The organism is Halorubrum sp. ARQ200 (assembly GCF_005435115.1).
Lineage (GTDB): Archaea > Halobacteriota > Halobacteria > Halobacteriales > Haloferacaceae > Halorubrum > Halorubrum tropicale.
This window is the reverse complement of sequence record NZ_SGTZ01000004.1, coordinates 36,772-51,484: the sequence shown is the minus strand read 5'-3', so window position 1 is coordinate 51,484 and position 14,713 is coordinate 36,772. Positions and strand designations below refer to the sequence as shown.

At 68.4% G+C, this 14,713-nt stretch carries 15 protein-coding genes, 1 tRNA gene and 1 pseudogene; 8 read left to right on the top strand and 9 right to left on the bottom strand.

Translation table 11 applies throughout. The annotated features are described in order from the left end of the window. Positions 1–106: 106 nt before the first annotated feature. Positions 107–1,039: a hypothetical protein gene (locus EXE50_RS07275; RefSeq protein WP_137704735.1), complete on the top strand. Its 933-nt coding sequence runs from the start codon at positions 107–109 to the stop codon at positions 1,037–1,039. A 50-nt stretch (positions 1,040–1,089) separates the two neighbouring features. On the opposite strand, the gene EXE50_RS07270 is transcribed toward EXE50_RS07275, so the two are convergent. Continuing rightward, positions 1,090–1,578, bottom strand: a complete 489-nt coding sequence (locus EXE50_RS07270; protein ID WP_137704734.1) for a hypothetical protein — start codon at positions 1,576–1,578, stop codon at positions 1,090–1,092. 96 nt (positions 1,579–1,674) lie between these two features. Between EXE50_RS07270 and EXE50_RS07265 the strand changes: the two are divergent. Continuing rightward, positions 1,675–2,326, top strand: a pseudogene (locus EXE50_RS07265) (hypothetical protein). A gap of 103 nt (positions 2,327–2,429) precedes the next feature. Further along, positions 2,430–2,855: a low molecular weight phosphatase family protein gene (locus EXE50_RS07260; RefSeq protein WP_121599283.1), complete on the top strand. Its 426-nt coding sequence runs from the start codon at positions 2,430–2,432 to the stop codon at positions 2,853–2,855. 138 nt (positions 2,856–2,993) lie between these two features. Here EXE50_RS07260 and EXE50_RS07255 read toward each other — a convergent pair. Both EXE50_RS07255 and EXE50_RS07250 read right to left on the bottom strand, forming a co-directional pair. Beyond that, a tRNA-Gln gene (locus tag EXE50_RS07255) sits at positions 2,994–3,145 on the bottom strand. A gap of 68 nt (positions 3,146–3,213) precedes the next feature. Then, the gene (locus EXE50_RS07250; RefSeq protein ID WP_137704733.1) at positions 3,214–3,804 is read right to left on the bottom strand and encodes an AsnC family transcriptional regulator; all 591 of its coding nucleotides are present in this window, start codon (positions 3,802–3,804) and stop codon (positions 3,214–3,216) included. 127 nt (positions 3,805–3,931) lie between these two features. Here EXE50_RS07250 and EXE50_RS07245 point away from each other — a divergent pair, with 127 nt between their 5' ends. Continuing rightward, entirely contained in the window at positions 3,932–4,126 is a 195-nt protein-coding gene (locus tag EXE50_RS07245) for a heavy-metal-associated domain-containing protein (RefSeq protein WP_053771772.1), read from the top strand. Positions 4,127–4,175: 49 nt separating this feature from the next. Here the strand turns inward: EXE50_RS07245 and EXE50_RS07240 are convergent, their stop codons facing one another. Then, on the bottom strand, positions 4,176–4,400 hold the full coding sequence (locus tag EXE50_RS07240; protein ID WP_137704732.1) for a hypothetical protein: 225 nt from the start codon (positions 4,398–4,400) through the stop codon (positions 4,176–4,178). A 117-nt stretch (positions 4,401–4,517) separates the two neighbouring features. Between EXE50_RS07240 and EXE50_RS07235 the strand changes: the two genes are divergently transcribed. Further along, the gene (locus EXE50_RS07235) at positions 4,518–5,408 is read left to right on the top strand and encodes an NAD(P)-dependent oxidoreductase (protein ID WP_137704731.1); all 891 of its coding nucleotides are present in this window, start codon (positions 4,518–4,520) and stop codon (positions 5,406–5,408) included. A gap of 34 nt (positions 5,409–5,442) precedes the next feature. Here EXE50_RS07235 and EXE50_RS07230 read toward each other — a convergent pair whose 3' ends face one another. The 4 genes from EXE50_RS07230 to EXE50_RS07215 all read right to left on the bottom strand — a co-directional run bounded on the left by EXE50_RS07230 (position 5,443) and on the right by EXE50_RS07215 (position 10,628). Further along, entirely contained in the window at positions 5,443–6,711 is a 1,269-nt protein-coding gene (locus EXE50_RS07230; protein ID WP_137704730.1) for a DUF5305 domain-containing protein, read from the bottom strand. A 3-nt stretch (positions 6,712–6,714) separates the two neighbouring features. Continuing rightward, positions 6,715–7,878 carry a signal peptidase I gene (locus EXE50_RS07225; protein ID WP_137704729.1) on the bottom strand — a complete coding sequence of 388 codons (1,164 nt, stop codon included), beginning with the start codon at positions 7,876–7,878 and terminating at the stop codon, positions 6,715–6,717. 163 nt (positions 7,879–8,041) lie between these two features. Next, on the bottom strand, positions 8,042–8,977 hold the full coding sequence (locus EXE50_RS07220) for a hypothetical protein (RefSeq protein ID WP_053771777.1): 936 nt from the start codon (positions 8,975–8,977) through the stop codon (positions 8,042–8,044). Positions 8,978–9,086: 109 nt separating this feature from the next. After that, positions 9,087–10,628, bottom strand: coding sequence for a CARDB domain-containing protein (locus tag EXE50_RS07215; protein ID WP_137704728.1), 1,542 nt, complete (start codon positions 10,626–10,628; stop codon positions 9,087–9,089). Between the two features lie 320 nt (positions 10,629–10,948). On the opposite strand from EXE50_RS07215, the gene EXE50_RS07210 reads away from it, so the two are divergent. From EXE50_RS07210 to EXE50_RS07200, 3 genes are all read left to right on the top strand, one after another. Continuing rightward, positions 10,949–11,536 (top strand): hypothetical protein, encoded by a 588-nt coding sequence (locus tag EXE50_RS07210; RefSeq protein WP_137704727.1) that lies wholly within the window; start codon positions 10,949–10,951, stop codon positions 11,534–11,536. Positions 11,537–11,714: 178 nt separating this feature from the next. Beyond that, positions 11,715–12,707, top strand: a complete 993-nt coding sequence (locus EXE50_RS07205) for a hypothetical protein (RefSeq protein WP_137704726.1) — start codon at positions 11,715–11,717, stop codon at positions 12,705–12,707. A gap of 336 nt (positions 12,708–13,043) precedes the next feature. Continuing rightward, positions 13,044–13,649: a hypothetical protein gene (locus EXE50_RS07200; protein ID WP_137704725.1), complete on the top strand. Its 606-nt coding sequence runs from the start codon at positions 13,044–13,046 to the stop codon at positions 13,647–13,649. A 752-nt stretch (positions 13,650–14,401) separates the two neighbouring features. Here the strand turns inward: EXE50_RS07200 and EXE50_RS07185 are convergent. Then, positions 14,402–14,692, bottom strand: coding sequence for a ribbon-helix-helix domain-containing protein (locus tag EXE50_RS07185; RefSeq protein ID WP_137704723.1), 291 nt, complete (start codon positions 14,690–14,692; stop codon positions 14,402–14,404). Positions 14,693–14,713: the final 21 nt, after the last annotated feature.

Sequence of the window (14,713 nt, the reverse complement as noted above, 5' to 3'; positions counted from 1 at the left end):
CAGGGGGGCGGTACCGGTACGAGGCGAACCAGGCGACCCTTCCAGCGGACTCGCCGGCAACGCCGTCCACAAGAGACTTGCCGGGAGAGCAGGCATTGCCGCACATATGGAAAAGCCCTCCTGGACGCGTCGAACCCTGCTCCGTCGCGGGAAGACGGCCGCCACGACGGCAACGCTCGTCGGCCTGGCTGGCTGTTCGGGGGTCGGGTCAGTCATCGACGGGAGCCCCGACATTCCCTACCCCGCCACGTGGCTCCCAGCGCCTGATCGCGTCTTCGCTTCGGACACCGACCCGGCCCAACGCTGGTACCCGTTCCGCGTCCGGCGTTTCGACGAGCTAGCAACGTATCTACAGGACCGGGGAGCGTCCTTCGAGTCGACGGCGCTGTATCAAGACGGCAAAGCGCACCCGGTACTCGACATCGAGCCGAGCCGAGCAGCAATGGAGATTCGTGCCGGCGGACGAGGACTGTCCGTACTGGAGACGGACCTCCTCGCCGAGGAAATCGTCGAAGAGTTCCAGACCCCCGAATCGGGTGAGCCCATTCAGAAGGCGTTCGAACCGCTCGACGAGTACGAAGGGTATCGCCTGTTCGGTGCCCCCGACACCGACTGGGTCGTCGGCATCAAGGCCGGGGTCGTTGTCGAGGCCTTCGCCAGTATGGCACCCGACCCGCTGGGCGATAAGCGTGCGGCCGTCGAGGCGATCATCGATGCCCGTGACGGCGAGGGACGGTACACTGCCACGGACGAAACGCTGGCGGGTGTTGTCCGTCGACTTGGCACCGGGATGACTGTCCGCGCCGAGCCACCTGGCGTCGAGGTCGCCGACGCCGACGGGGAACCGGCGGCGAGCGGCACCGCTCACACGAGTGCCGAGACGGAGAATGCCACACGAGTTCTCGCGTTCGAGACCCGGGAGGACGCGGAGACGTTCGCCGCTGACCCGCAGTCGGAGCAAATGCGCTCGTGGGAGGACATAGCGGTCTCTCGTGACGGCCGGTTCGTGACGATTACCGGCACGAGCCACCCAGCATAATTGTCGCCGTACGCAGCGGACCGAGGGCGGAACAATCGGGAATCGACTAGTTATACGCCAAAGAGGCGCTCGGCGTCGATCGCCTGTCGGCGGTAGATGCCGCGACCCTTCAGCCGCGGGACCTTGTGACGGTGGAGCCGCTCCGCCTCGGTGTCGTATACGAGCGGGAACACGTTCGTCCGTCGCTTCGCGACCGTGAACCCGGACATCGCGTCGAGCAGCGACGCGTCCGGGTCCGGCGTCGGGAGCGTCACGTAGCCGACGGGCGTCGGCGCCTCGCCGCCGTCGGCGCGTCCCGGTCGGGGGTCGACGGTGTCGGCCAGTACGTCGCGGAACGCCGCCGCGGCGTCGAGCAGCGTCTCCGCGTCCGCCCTGTCGGCCTCGACGAGCGTCGCCAGCACGACCACCTCGCCGACCGTGTCGTCCGTCTCGCTCGCCGTCCACAGCCGGTCGAACTCGTCCGTCCGCCCGTCGACCGCCTCTAAGCCGTGTTCGCGCCGGTTCGCCGCGACCTCTGCCCGGTAATCGGAGATGTCCATGGGACACCCACGATCCGCATGGTAAAAAATGACACACACGATCGGCGGGCGGATCCCCGACAACAACGCTATACCCTCACTGGTGCTGTCGGACCGATGACACCGACTCGACGGCGGTACCTCCGGGGTGTGGGCGGAGCGAGCGCGGGCGGACTGATCGCGCTCGCCGGGTGTGCGTCGACGGGCTCGGACGGCGACGGGTCCGACAGCGACGGCCTACCGGGGTCGGACGGGAACGACGGCGACGCCGGCGGGACGCGCCCCGAGGGGACCGGCGGCCCGGGCGTCTTGATCGTCGCCACCGACGGCGACATGGACTTCCCGGTCCAGCCGAGCGTGGAGGTCACGAGCGAGGCCGCGACGACCGACCACCCGCCGCAGCTACGCACGACGCTGACGAACGCGGGCGACGAACGGGTGCGCGTCGGCGAGAGGGCGCGCCGTCCACTTCGAGTACGTCTCCGACGGGAGCAACGCGCTCGTCTGCCTGCCGGCCGACGGCGAGTATCCCGCCGAACCCGACTGCTGGCGGCTGACCGACGCGATCGCCACGACCGAGGAGTCCCGGACGTTCGCGCTCGACCCCGGCGAGTCGAGCGAGCGGCTCGTCGGCCTGTACGCGACGCCCGGCGAGGACGCCTGCCTCCCGGTGGGCGAGTACCGGTTCGAGACGACGATGGCGGTCGTGTCCGACGACGCCGAGCCCCGGTCGTCGGCGGCGTGGGGGTTCTCGGTAGTGCTGGAGTGAGTGCCCGTCGCCGATGCCCGCCCCTCGGCGCCGACGCGCGGAATACATAGCGCTCTATAGCCCTCTTAGGAAGCGTTAATCGGGCGCGCCGGGACGCACGGGTATGAACGACGACGACGTCGTGACGTTCGGGTTCGTCTGCGTCCAGAACGCCGGTCGCAGCCAGATGTCGGCGGCGTTCGCGGAGCGCGAGCGCCGCGAGCGCGGCCTCGACGACCGCGTCGAGGTCGTCACCGGCGGCACGCATCCGGCCGACGAGGTCCATCCCGAGGTCGTGGAAGCGATGGGAGAGCTCGATATCGACCTCTCCGATCGCGTCCCCCGCGAGGTCTCGACCGCGGAGCTGAACGCCTGCGACGTCGTCGCCACCATGGGGTGCTCGACGCTGACGCTCGCCGACGGCGTCGATGCCCGCGACTGGGCGCTCGACGACCCGCACGGGCAGGAAATCGAGCGCGTCCGCGAGATCCGCGACGAGATAGAGGGGCGAGTCGTCGCCCTCTTCGACGAGTTCTTCGACGAGGCGTAGGGGGTGTCGAACGGCGGGGCCCACAAGTCGGCCGGAAATAGTCCCGGGCGGATTCGAACCGCGAGGACTCGCTGCGCTCATCCGCTGGGTTCGAACCGCTGCGGATATTTGCGCCTCACGAGATTGTTCGGCGCAAAGTAGTCCCGGGCGGATTCGAACCGCCGTCAATGGCTGACTTCGGGTATCCGACGGGGCGTTCCAGCAGAAACGCCCAACAGCCGCGTTTGAGCCGCGAACGCGGACGGATTCCCTCCAAAGGCCATTATGATTGGCCACTACACCACGGGACTGCAAGTTCGGCTAACCGGCGGGCACTCAAGTACGTTACTCTCCGCGGCGCGTCGGGGGCGTCCCCCGACTACGCGCCCTCCTCGATCCGGTCGAAGCGCTCCTCGAAGTTCTCCCGGCAGGAGCCGCAACAGAAGTGGTACAGCGTCCCGTCGATCCGGGCCGACTCCCCCTCGGCGGTGACGGTGTTCCCGCACTCGACGCACTCGACCGCGAGGTCCGCGTCGCCGACGGCGGGCGACCAGTCGTGGGCGTCGAGCGGGCGGACCGACAGCCCGGTCACGGCGTCCAGGCCGACCGCGTCGTCGACGAGGTCGCGGGCGGTCCCCTCCTCGACGCGCGCGACGACCGTCACCTCGCCGTCGGCGGTGAGGAAGGCGTGCTCGACGCGCTCGTGGGCGGCGACCGACTCATGGACGCGCTCGGCGTCCGCGGGCGCGACGGCGAGCGTCGCGAGGACCCGCAGCCCGTCGGAGAGCGCGTCGCCGTCGATCCGGAGGGTGAACCCCTCGATCACGCCCACCTCGCGGAGGCGGTCGACGCGGTCGGACACCGCGGGCGCCGACAGGTCCACGCGCTCGGCGATGTCGCTGTACGGGCGCCGCGCGTCGGCCAGCAGCAGCCGGATGATCTCTCGGTCCGTCTCGTCGAGGGTGCGCATGGGCGGGCGTTCGACCGGCGCGGTCAAAAGCGGTCCGACGGTCGAGCGACGCGAGAGCGACCCCGGGAACCGGTCGCCTGCGGGGACGACGGAAAGGCAGTTGTGTCCGCGGCGGCTACGCCCGGACATGACGACGGTAAACGTCGACGGCATGTCGTGTACCGGCTGCGAGGACAACGTGACCGACGCGCTCGGTGAGCTGCCGGGCGTCGAGTCCGCGAGCGCCGACCACGAGGCGGGGACCGCGACCGTCGAGGGCGACGTGGACGTCGACGCCGTCGTGGCCGCCATCGAGGACGCCGGCTACGAGGCATCGGCGTAGGCGACGGCGTCGAGCCCGCGGAGCGTCGGCGCTCGCCTCGGCGGCCCGCTCAGACGGAGCCGGACCGGTCGGTCGGCTCGGCGCCCGCCGAGGGGCGCTCGCGGGCGGTCGCGACGCCGACGGCGGTGCCGAACGCCGCCCCGAGACCGATGCCGAGCCCCGTCCAGAAGGCGAGGTCGCCGGTCGTCGCGCCCACCGCGAGTCCGGTGCCGGCGCCGAGCGCGTGGCCGAGTCCGAGCCCGAGCGCGATCGTGCCGTTGCTACTCGTTGCCATGACCTACACACGCACACCGCGAGCATAGCCCTTGCGCCCGGCGGGACCGGTGCGACCGGCGCGACCGAGCGTCCCGGGATCGCCGCACCTATGTCCCGGAGTCGCGCTCGCGGTGACATGGACACCGTACTTGTCACGGGAAGCGCCGGCGGCGTCGGCGCGCGCACGGTCGACGCGCTCGCCGACGCGGGCCGCGAGGTCGTCGCCGTCGACCGGCGGACGCCCCCGAGCGACGAGCGCCGCGACGGCGTCGACTACGCGGCGGCGGACCTCACCGACTACGGGGAGACGCGACAGGTGATCGGGGCGGCCGCGCCCGACGCGGTCGTCCACCTCGCCGCGATCCCGCACCCCGAGGACCACGCCGGCTCGCGGGTGTTCGCGAACAACGTCGAGAGCGCGTACAACGTCTTCGACGCAGCCGGCGCCGCGGGCGCCCGGATCGCGTGGGCGTCGAGCGAGAGCTGCTACGGCACCGTCTTCGCCGACGACGACTGGCTCCCCGAGCGCCTCCCGATCGACCAGGTGACGCCGACGGAGCCGGAGGACCCGTACGGCCTCTCGAAGGTCGTCGGCGAGGAGGTCGCGGCCGCGGCCGCCCGCCGCCACGGCGTCCCCGTCGTCTCGCTGCGCCTCTCGTGGGTGACCTACCCGGGCGGCGAGCGGCGCCACGAGGCGCGGGAGACGTTCGACCCCGCGACCGCCGAGCCGAGCGGCAACTGCTGGTCGTACGTCGACGTGCGGGACGCGGTCTCGGCGATCGAGGCCGCGATCGACCCAGAGACCGATATCGAGGGCCACGAGGCGGTGCTGATCGTCGCCGCGGAGAACTTCCTCGGCCGCGACACCGCCGCGACGATCGAGGCGGTCCGCGGCGACCTCCCCGCTGACTGCGACCTCGACGGCGACGAGTCCGTCTTCGACTGTACGAAGGCGGAGCGGCTGCTCGGGTGGGAGCCGGAACACTCCTGGCGCGACGACGAGGCGAACGCGGACGAAAACGGCTGAATCGCGGTCGGTGACGGCGAGTGCGGCCAGGAGGTCAGTCCCGCTCGTCCCGCCCATCGGACCCCGTCGCGTCGGCGGTGGAACCGTCGAGGTCGGCGGCGTCGAGGTCGGCGTCCGGCGAGTCGCCGTCCTCGGCCGGCGTCGAGGCGGTCGCGGCCGAGTCCGGACTGACCGCGGCCGTCGCTCCCGGGTCGGGGCCGGCGACCGCCTCGCCGTCGGCGGGGCCGTCGCCCGTCGCCGGCGCAGGCGGGCGGTAGGTGTAGACGAACTCGCCGGCGACCGCGTGGAAGGCGCCGGTCTCGGGGTCCTCGACGACGCCGGTGTCGTTGTCGATCGCGAAGTCGACGAGGTCGCGCAGCGACCCGGCCTCGGCGGTCGGACGCTCGTGGACCGACGCGGGGAGCCGGAACGTCGTGATCCACTCCGCGAACTCCGAGCGGTCGTCGCGGTACGAGAGGTACGCGCGCTCCGCCTCGGTGAGCGCGAGGTCGTACTCCCGTCTCGCGTAGGTGACGCCGCCGGCGCCCGCGAGGCCGACGAGCAGGAGGAGGGGGCCGCCGAACGACCGGAGCGCGCCGTACTCCCGGTCGACGGTCTCCGGCTCGGTCCGCTCGGTCGTGTCGGACTGGACGCCGGGCTCGGAGACCGAGTAGGTGTCGCCACCGTGGGTGACCGTCATGTCGAGCGTCTGCGTCGAGGCCGTCGGCACGCCCCCGATCGACCCGTCGACCGCGACCTCGGTCGTGACGAACGTCTCCGTCTCGCCCGGCGAGGCGCCGAGCTGCTCTTCGATCGCGGCCACGCGGCCGTCTATCGCCGTGCTGTTGAGCGTGAAGGAGGCGTTCACGGTCTCGCCGGGCGCGACGCCCGAGGCCGTCTCCGACGCGATCGGCTCCGTCTCGCGCCAGTAGACGGTCCCCTCCTCGCCGACGTTGCGGATCACGAGCGCGGAGTCGACCTGGACGGTCACGTTCTCCGCGGTCGACGCGCGGTAGCTCGTCGCCACGCTCACGTCGAGCTCCGGCGCCACCCGCGTGAAGTACGTGTCGCGCCCGTCGAGCACGCGCCCGGTCTCGAAGACGGCGTTCGGCTCCGTCACCGTCGCGCTGTGGCGGTACTCGCTCTCGACGGTGAGCGACGAGACCGTCCGCTGCTCCGTCTCCGTCCCGGGGTCGACGTGCGTCGTGTACACGAGCCCCGTCCCGACCGCGACGAGGAGGAGACAGACCGCGAGGATCGCGGTGGACTGTGCGTTCAGTACGGCGCGGAGTCGGAGTCGACGTTCGTCGGGCGCTGAAGACATGTGTTACCTGTAGAGCTCGCGGAGGAGTCGCTTGTACAGCGGGGGGCGCTCGCGGGAGCCGCGCGACCGGATTCGGGCGGGCTCGCCGCGCAGCAGCAGCAGTCCGATCCCGACGATGCCGCCGCCGAGCAGGCCGTTGATCGCGACGAACGGCGCCCAGGGGTGGACGCCGTACAGCTCGTCGACGACGCCCGAGGGCAGCACCGCGAGGTAGCGGTGTTCGACGACGAACAGGCGGTAGTAACCGGTCTCGTCGGGCGCCGAGAGCGTCACCGTCGTCGACGCCTCGCCGCGGCTGCCGACGGCGAGGCGCTGCGGCTCGACGCCGACGCCGGGGCTCGCCGGGGTGACGTACGCGTACACCGGGACGAGCCCGGCGTTGGGGACGCCGTACTCGATCTCCTGGCTCGTGCCGCGCTCGATGACGGTCGGGTTCTCGGACTCGAACTCGGCGCTCACGACGCCGTACTCCTGGGTCCCGCCCGGGACGACCATCGCGGCCGTCGCGGTGGCCATCAGCACCAGCGCCAGCACGCCGAGGATCGCGAACACGGAGGTGCCGTCGTCGCGCGACCGGTCGCGCGACTCGCGGTCGCGGGAGCCGGCGTCGAGGTACCAGTCGACCGCGTACGCGATGATGGACAGCCCGAAGACGATGTACGCGAGCCCCTGCGTCCCCTGGAACGACCGAACGCCGAACGTCACCGCGAGCCACGTCTGCACGGACTGTAACGCGGACTGGAAGCCCATGGCGACGGTGCCGAGGTGCGGGATTACGACGACGCCCCCGCCGACCTGGAGCGCCTTCGCGACGACGTCCGCGTCTTGGACCACCGGCTCGCCGCCGTCCTGATCGGTGAAGGGGTTGTTGTCCCCGCGGGTGATGTACCCCCGCTCGGTCTCCTCGACGACGCGGTGGGTCGTCAGCCCGCCGCCCTGGATCTCCTGGGCGTCGAACGTCACCACGTCGCCCGGCCCGATCCCGCCGGCGATCTGCGCCGGGATCGCGACGAACCCGTCGCCGGGCGAGAGCGTCGGCTGCATGCTCCCGGTCTCGACGTAGCTGAGCAGGATCGGCTGTCCGAGGAACTGACCGACGACGAGCGAAACGACGACCAGCACCGCGGCCGCCTGAAGGGCCACGGACAGCGTTCGTTTGATGGACATGGTGTCGGACTCGGCTCGGAGACGGGCCGGGAACGGTCTCGGGGGGGCCGCCGCCGCGCGGCGATTCCTGTCGCCCGATCGTCAGGTAGCCGTCGATCGCTGAACGTCGGCGTGCCCTAATAAGTTCGTGGGTGGAGGCGAATCGGGGCGGTCGACGGCGGCGTCACTCGTCGAAGACGCCGGCGGCCAACAGCGCGAAGGGGGCGATGAAGCCGAGGCAGAACCCGAGGAGGTGGACGTAGAGGTTCACGACGCTGCCGCCGCCGGCGGGGTCAGACGGGAAGCCGACGACGGGGTACCCCACGGCGATCACCGCGCCGACCGCGAGCAGGTCGCCGTAGCCCGGGCGCGCCGCGACCGACTTCGCGTGCGCCCGGAGCGGTCGCGGGAGCCGGACCTCGCTGCTGGCCGCGTACAGCAGCGCGAGGAGCGGGCCCGCGACGCCGACCGACAGCCCCGCGATCCCGACCCCCTCAGTCGAGACCGGCAGCGCGAGGAGCGCGATCCACCCCACGAGCGCGAAGAAGACCGCCGGCAGCGCGGCGACGGAGGCCCCGGGCGCGAACTGCTCGCGGGCGTAACAGTACCACAGGATGGAGAGCAGCCCGGCGAGCGCCATGTTGACGCCGGAGAAGCCGAACCCGATCGCGTTCCGCGGGACGGCGAGGTTCAGCGCCGACAGCGCGAACGGGAGGGCGGCGAGGTAGGTGACGAACGCGGTGAAGAAGAGCCGCCGGCGCCCGCCCAGGACCGCGAGCGCATAGCCGACCCCGGCGAGCAGCCCGTACCCGGCGAGGTTCCCGAGCAGGTGGTCGGCGCCGAGGTGGACGTAGTGCGCCGTGAACGCCGACAGGAGCGTGGGGTCCGTGTACGCGAACGCCAGCGAGCGCCGGGTCGCCCGCGGGAGCGCAAACACGGCGGCGAGGGCGATCGGCGGGACGCAGAGCGCGAGGAGGTCGACGACGCGGGCGCGGGCGACCAGTTCGTCGGCAAACGCCGCGTAGCCCGAGCGAGCGCCCGCGTCGCGGTCGCGGACGGGGCCGTCGCTGCCGCCGCGGCCGGGGACCGAGCGGTCCGTCTCGGACGAGAGGTCGCTCACGGGTCTCCCTCCGGTGACGGTCGCTTAATTTCTGTGGTCCCGCGATCCAGCGGTGATAACTGTCGCCCGGCGGTCGCGCGAGGAGCGCGGAGCCGGCCGCGAGCGCGCGTCACGACCGCGGCATCCGCCGGACGAGCGCGACGGCCGTGAGGACGATGGCGACGAACACGGCGAGCCCGACGACGTTCGACGGGTCGATCCCGCTCGGCTCCTCCGTCGGCGGGTCGGTCGTCGCCGCCGCGTCGTCGGTCCCGTCTCCCACCGAGGCGGTGTCGTCCCCGTCGCCGTTCGCCGGGTCGCCGACCGCGAGCGTCCCCGCCGAGGCGCCGTCGACCGCGACGTCGTACTCGCCCGGCTCGTCGAAGGTCGGTTCGAACGCGACGACGGTGCGCTCGCCGGGGTCGAGCTCGACCCGCTGCGTCGCGAGCGGCTCGCCGTCCGCCGTGAGCGTCACGTCGCGCGCGCCGTCGGCCCGCCCCCCGTTCGCGACCGTCGCGCGGACGACGACCGATTCGCCCGCACTGACGGCCCCGCGGTCGAGCGAGGCGTCGGCCGCGCGGATGCGGGCCCGGTCGGTCGCCACGGCGAACACCGAGAAGTCGTCTGTCGGGGCCGTGAGGTGAACCCGGTCCTCGGGCAGGTCGAGCAGGCGACGGACGGCCGGGTCGACGCGCTCCGTCTCCAGCCGCTTCCAGCCGTCGGGCGCCGACGCGGACCGGCGGTACAGCGAGACGTCGTCGGGGTCAGCGCCCGTCTCGTTGAGGTAGTCGCGGTCGACGCTCACCGAGAACATGACGCGGGACACGTCCTCGTCCGCGAAGGAGTGGTCGAACTCGAAGTAGCCGACCGGCGCCGCCCCCCGAGAGTCGTTCAGCGGTCCGGCCGACGCGAACGGCTCCGGTCGCCCGACGGTCTCGAACGCGACGTCGCGGCCGTTCGCGCTCTCGATCCGGACGCGGTCGAGCGTCACGTCGCCGCCGACGATCTCCATCGCGCCCGCGTCGAAGGTGACCCACTCGCCCCGAGGGAAGTCCGAGCCCTGGAACTGTCTCCGGGTCGGGACGGGGCTGCTGACCGTGGTGCTGGCGCCGTCGCCCCCGTCCGCCTCGTCCCCGTCGCCCGCGGTGTCGGGCGAGTCGACGGACTCGGGGTCGGCGACCTGTGCGCGGATGTCGAAGTCGTCGCCGCCCAGCTGCGTGCCGGCGACGGCGCCGCGCGCGTCGACCTCGAGGCCGACGGCGACGGTCTCGTCCGGGCCGAGCGTGATGTTGTTCGACGCGCCCTCGATCGACTCGCCGTCCGCGACGAAGGTGACGTTCTCCTCGGGGTGTTCGATCCAGACCCGGGCGTACTCGTCGGCCGTGTAGGTGATCGTGAACACGCCGTCGGCCGACGCGAGCGTCCCCGGATTGACGCCCTCGAAGTCGCTCGGCAGCTTCGGGTTCGACCCCGAGACGTCGACGACTATCTCGTCGTCGTCGTTCAGGAAGGCGTAGGCGCCGTTGGGTCCCGCGACCGGCTGGACCGCGAGGCGCTCCTCCGCGAACGTGTCCGCCGGCCCGTCGACCACCGCCGCCCCGGTCGCGAAGGCGAGGCCTCCGGCGGCGGCGACGAGAGCGGCGAGGATCAGCGTTCGACGGACCGTGGACATACCTGTCTGATCGCAGGTTGGCGTCCGACGCCCTTGGTTATGCGGTGCTTGAAGCTCCTCAACGAGTCATCGCGCGGGCGAAGAGCGGCGCGTGATCCCGTATCGAGCGTCAGTCGAAGGAATCCGAGCCCTGATAATTTAGCGCACCGCCGGGGCCCGACAGACGGTGTTAAACATTTGAAATGCTATAGCAGACCTTCTATCTCCCGAAATCAGGAGTTAGAGCGGATAAATGCTGAGAGTCGTGAACGCGAATAAACGTTGTCGAGTTATCACAACCCGTAGTTTTATGTTGGCGTATTCATATTTGTCTGACGTAAATGGCGTCGGCACAGCAGGTCGAGACGGGAGGGGCAGAGCCGGCGGCGGAGATCTCCGAGGACGACCTGTTCGACGTACTGGCCAACCAGCGGCGGCGGTTCGCGGTCCACCTGCTGAAACGCGAGCCGGACGACGCCGTCGAGATCGGCGAGATGGCGGAGCAGATCGCGGCCTGGGAAAACGGGATCGACACCGCCGAGATATCCAGCAGCGAGCGAAAGCGCGTGTACACGGCCCTCCAGCAGTCGCACCTACCGAAGATGGACGACGCGGGGGTCGTGGATTTCAACAAGGCGCGCGGGGTCGTCGAGCCGACGCCGGCGCTGACGGACGTGGACGTGTACTTGGACGTCGTCGAGGGGCGAGAGATCCCGTGGAGCGAGTACTACCTCGGGCTCTCGGGGGTCGCCGCCGCGCTCGTGTCGGCGGTGTGGATCGGCGTGTGGCCGTTCACGCTCCTCCCCGAGATGGCGTGGACGCTGGCGATCGTCGTCGCGTTCGCGTTCTCGGCGCTGGCGCACAAGTACTACACCGCGGAGATGGAGGTCGGCCGCGGCGAGGAGCCGCCCGAAGTGAACCGCGAGTGAGCGACCGGCGGTCGGATCGGAGCGCGCGCGGCGTGGTTCAGCGGTCGGCGGCGAGAACGGGGTTCAAGCCAATGTCACGGGAGTTCAGGCGGTGCGATACCCGCTTCCGACAGCTCATAACATTAAGTGTGCGACACGTGTTGTCAACCAGTAAGCGAGTGTCGGACCCACGCACATCATGAAACGACGCAACCTCATCCTCCTGCTCGGCGGCGGCGGATCAGCGGCGCTGAGTACCGGGACCGGCGCGTTCTCCAGCGCGAGCGCCGACCGCTCCGTGGAGATGTCCGTCGTCGAGGACGAGAACGCGTACGTGGGGTACAAGGCTCTCCCGGAAGTCAAGGAAGACAAGGAGCAGAGTGACGACAAAGAGAAGAAGTCGATCACCGTCGAAGACGGCGATCGAGTCACGCTCCTCAGAGTCGCGAATCGGTTCCCGGAAAATTCCGGGATCGGTATCGTGGGTATCGACTTCGCAGACAACAAGGACCTATTCAGCGACCTGGCGGTCGAGCTGTCGACCGACGACGAGTACGAACAGATGGGCGACAGCGAGGTCCGTCGCGGGCCCTTCGAGGACGGCGGGCCGGTTCGTGACGAGTACGCGTTCGGTCCCGGAGAGTACGCCTACGTGACGGCGGACGTACACGGAGACCCAGGCCCGTACGATATCGAGATCACGATCCGCGTCCGCGGTACCGAGGACACGGGTGTCTCGGCGAGTATTTTCGGGGACACGCGAGCGTTCAAACTCAGGATCGAAGCGGACGACGACGGCGGGACTGCTACCGTCTCTGGCGTGGAGTTCAGGTCTGGGAGCTCAGGCGTCGTTCTCAACACGCAACAGAGCGACAACAGTCCGGGAACCGCGTCAGCTGGAGGCAACAGTAGCACCGAAATCACGGCATTCGCTTACTATGAGGACGGTGGGGAAGTCAAGAAGACTGACGAGGCCGAGGTCTCAGCCGACAAGAAGATCAAACTGAAAGACTTCGACGACAGTCTCGACAACGGCAAACGAATCGTCGGGATCGAGGTCAAGGGGATCAGCGGCGTGTTCGACCGCGGGCAGACTTCGGCGTCCGGGAACAGCGACAACTACAGCGGGACGACGGACGGGACAGTCAAGCTAGAGGACGCTTCTTTCTACGAGCAGTTCGTCGACGACTGAGGCTCGATCGGATCTGCGGCGTCTTCGAGTACCACGCGCAAGAGCGTCGTGCCCGTCCGGTCTCATTCCTCCCGATGTCGGCTCGACACTGTTTCAGAGACCTGTTGATGCCGAAGCGGGCGCTAACACGACGGTTCTGGCTGGGCAAGAGCGGTTGAAGGAGGTTCCTGAACGGTGGCAGAGTGCCTGTGAACGTGTTTCAGGGTTCAGCAGTGGTTCTTCCGGTCGCTCATAACGATATGGGATACGCCCTATGAAAGTAGTAGAGCGACCCAGGGTGATACGGGATGTCTCGTGTCTCCGGCAGGTCGTGTGCGGTTACGAGGGAGACCAACGATGCAACGACGCAAATTCATCATCGGCGCAGGGGCATTGGCATCAGGTAGCGCAGCAGCGGTGGGTACCGGAGCATTCTCATCCGCTCAAGCAGAACGCAGCTTTAGTGTGAGCACCAGCGGCGACGCGAGTGCTCAGTTAGCACTTGAGGGAATTGACGGAGAGTACGTGAATGATGATGGGGTAGGTGGTGAGCTTGAGATCAGCTTTAACAATATAAATTCTAATTCAGTTACTGGTATTAATGAATTATTCAAAATAAAAAATAATTCTTCTGATTCAGTAAATGTATGGGGAGAGCCGAGTGGTCCTTATGCAGATCGCGTCGTCTTCGTCCGGAATGGGTACACGAATGACTCGCAAGCGACCCTACGACAATCTGACCCGCCGACGATTAGTGCTGATTCATTAAATGCAGAATCAGATAATGCAGCAGTACGGTACACTAATGGAAGAGTTGGAAAGAACAGTGGTGGCCGAATAGAATTCGGCAGCGGTCAGAGTTGGTCCTTCGCTATGATTGTTGATACCCGCGGTATCAGCACTGACGAGACAATTCTTAATAACGTGACCATCTACGCGGCCAACCCTGACGAGCTAGAGTAGTAAATCCATCGAGGATTTGCTAAGTTATCGGTGTACAACGAACAAATATTTACGATAGCTTGATTTTCGCATACAATTTTATATATTACCATACAGCTCAGTAAGCACACATACGAAAGGGAGTGTCTGTCGAAGTTATTCGCGAATTTTATACTGGATCCCGTATCGAGTGAGGCGAACAGAGCACAAAAAGAGCATATCATCAGTCATCCGCGTCCTGTTCAGTTCTGCGCAACTCTACCCTCGCGAACTCCCGAATCGCCCGTTTCTCCTCGGCGCTCACGTCGACCGCCTGCGCGCTCTCGATCTGGCCGTTTACGACCGCGTTCTGTTGCGGGCCCCACACTTCCGGCGGCTGTGACTTGATGCACTCCGCCCACCGGATCACCTGCTCGTAGCGCGGCGGTCGCTCTGGGCCGTCATCGCTTCCGGCCGAGCCCTCTTCAGGTGTCTGTGAGTCGGTCGTTCCGTCCGAATCGAGGCTCAGTCGTCGCCCGGGCGATACGCGCCCGACCGATGCTCGATGTCGTAGATCACCACGACCTCACGGTCGCAATCAGCGTCGGCCCCGAGGCGAAAATCACCGATACGGATCTTCCCGTGTGGAACACCGGAGAGCGGTTCGACGTATTCGGGCGGGTCCCGCCTCGGTCACGATGTCGTCGAGCTTCGAGACGATCCGCTGCTGCGTCGGCGCGTCGAGCCCCTCGAACGCGCTCGTGGCGGGCGGTCGAAACTCCCACGTCCAGTCGTCACTCCTCGTCATCGATCATCTCGACGACCTCGTCGCGAGAGACGGCCTCGCTGTCACCCTTTCGCATCGCGTACTCCTCGGCGGCGATGCTCGCCAGCATATCGCGTGACGCGCCCGGATGCTCAGTCGCGTCCCGGATCGCGTGCCGGAGGAACTCGCTCCGCGACGTGTAGCCCTCCTCCTTCCAAGCCGCGTCGATCTCCGCCAGCTGGCGCTCGGTGACGCGCACGTTGATCGTCGTCGTCTCGGGGTCGTCGACGTCGGGGGCGTTTGTACCCGTTTCAGACATACGTGTGTATTGCGTCAGCGC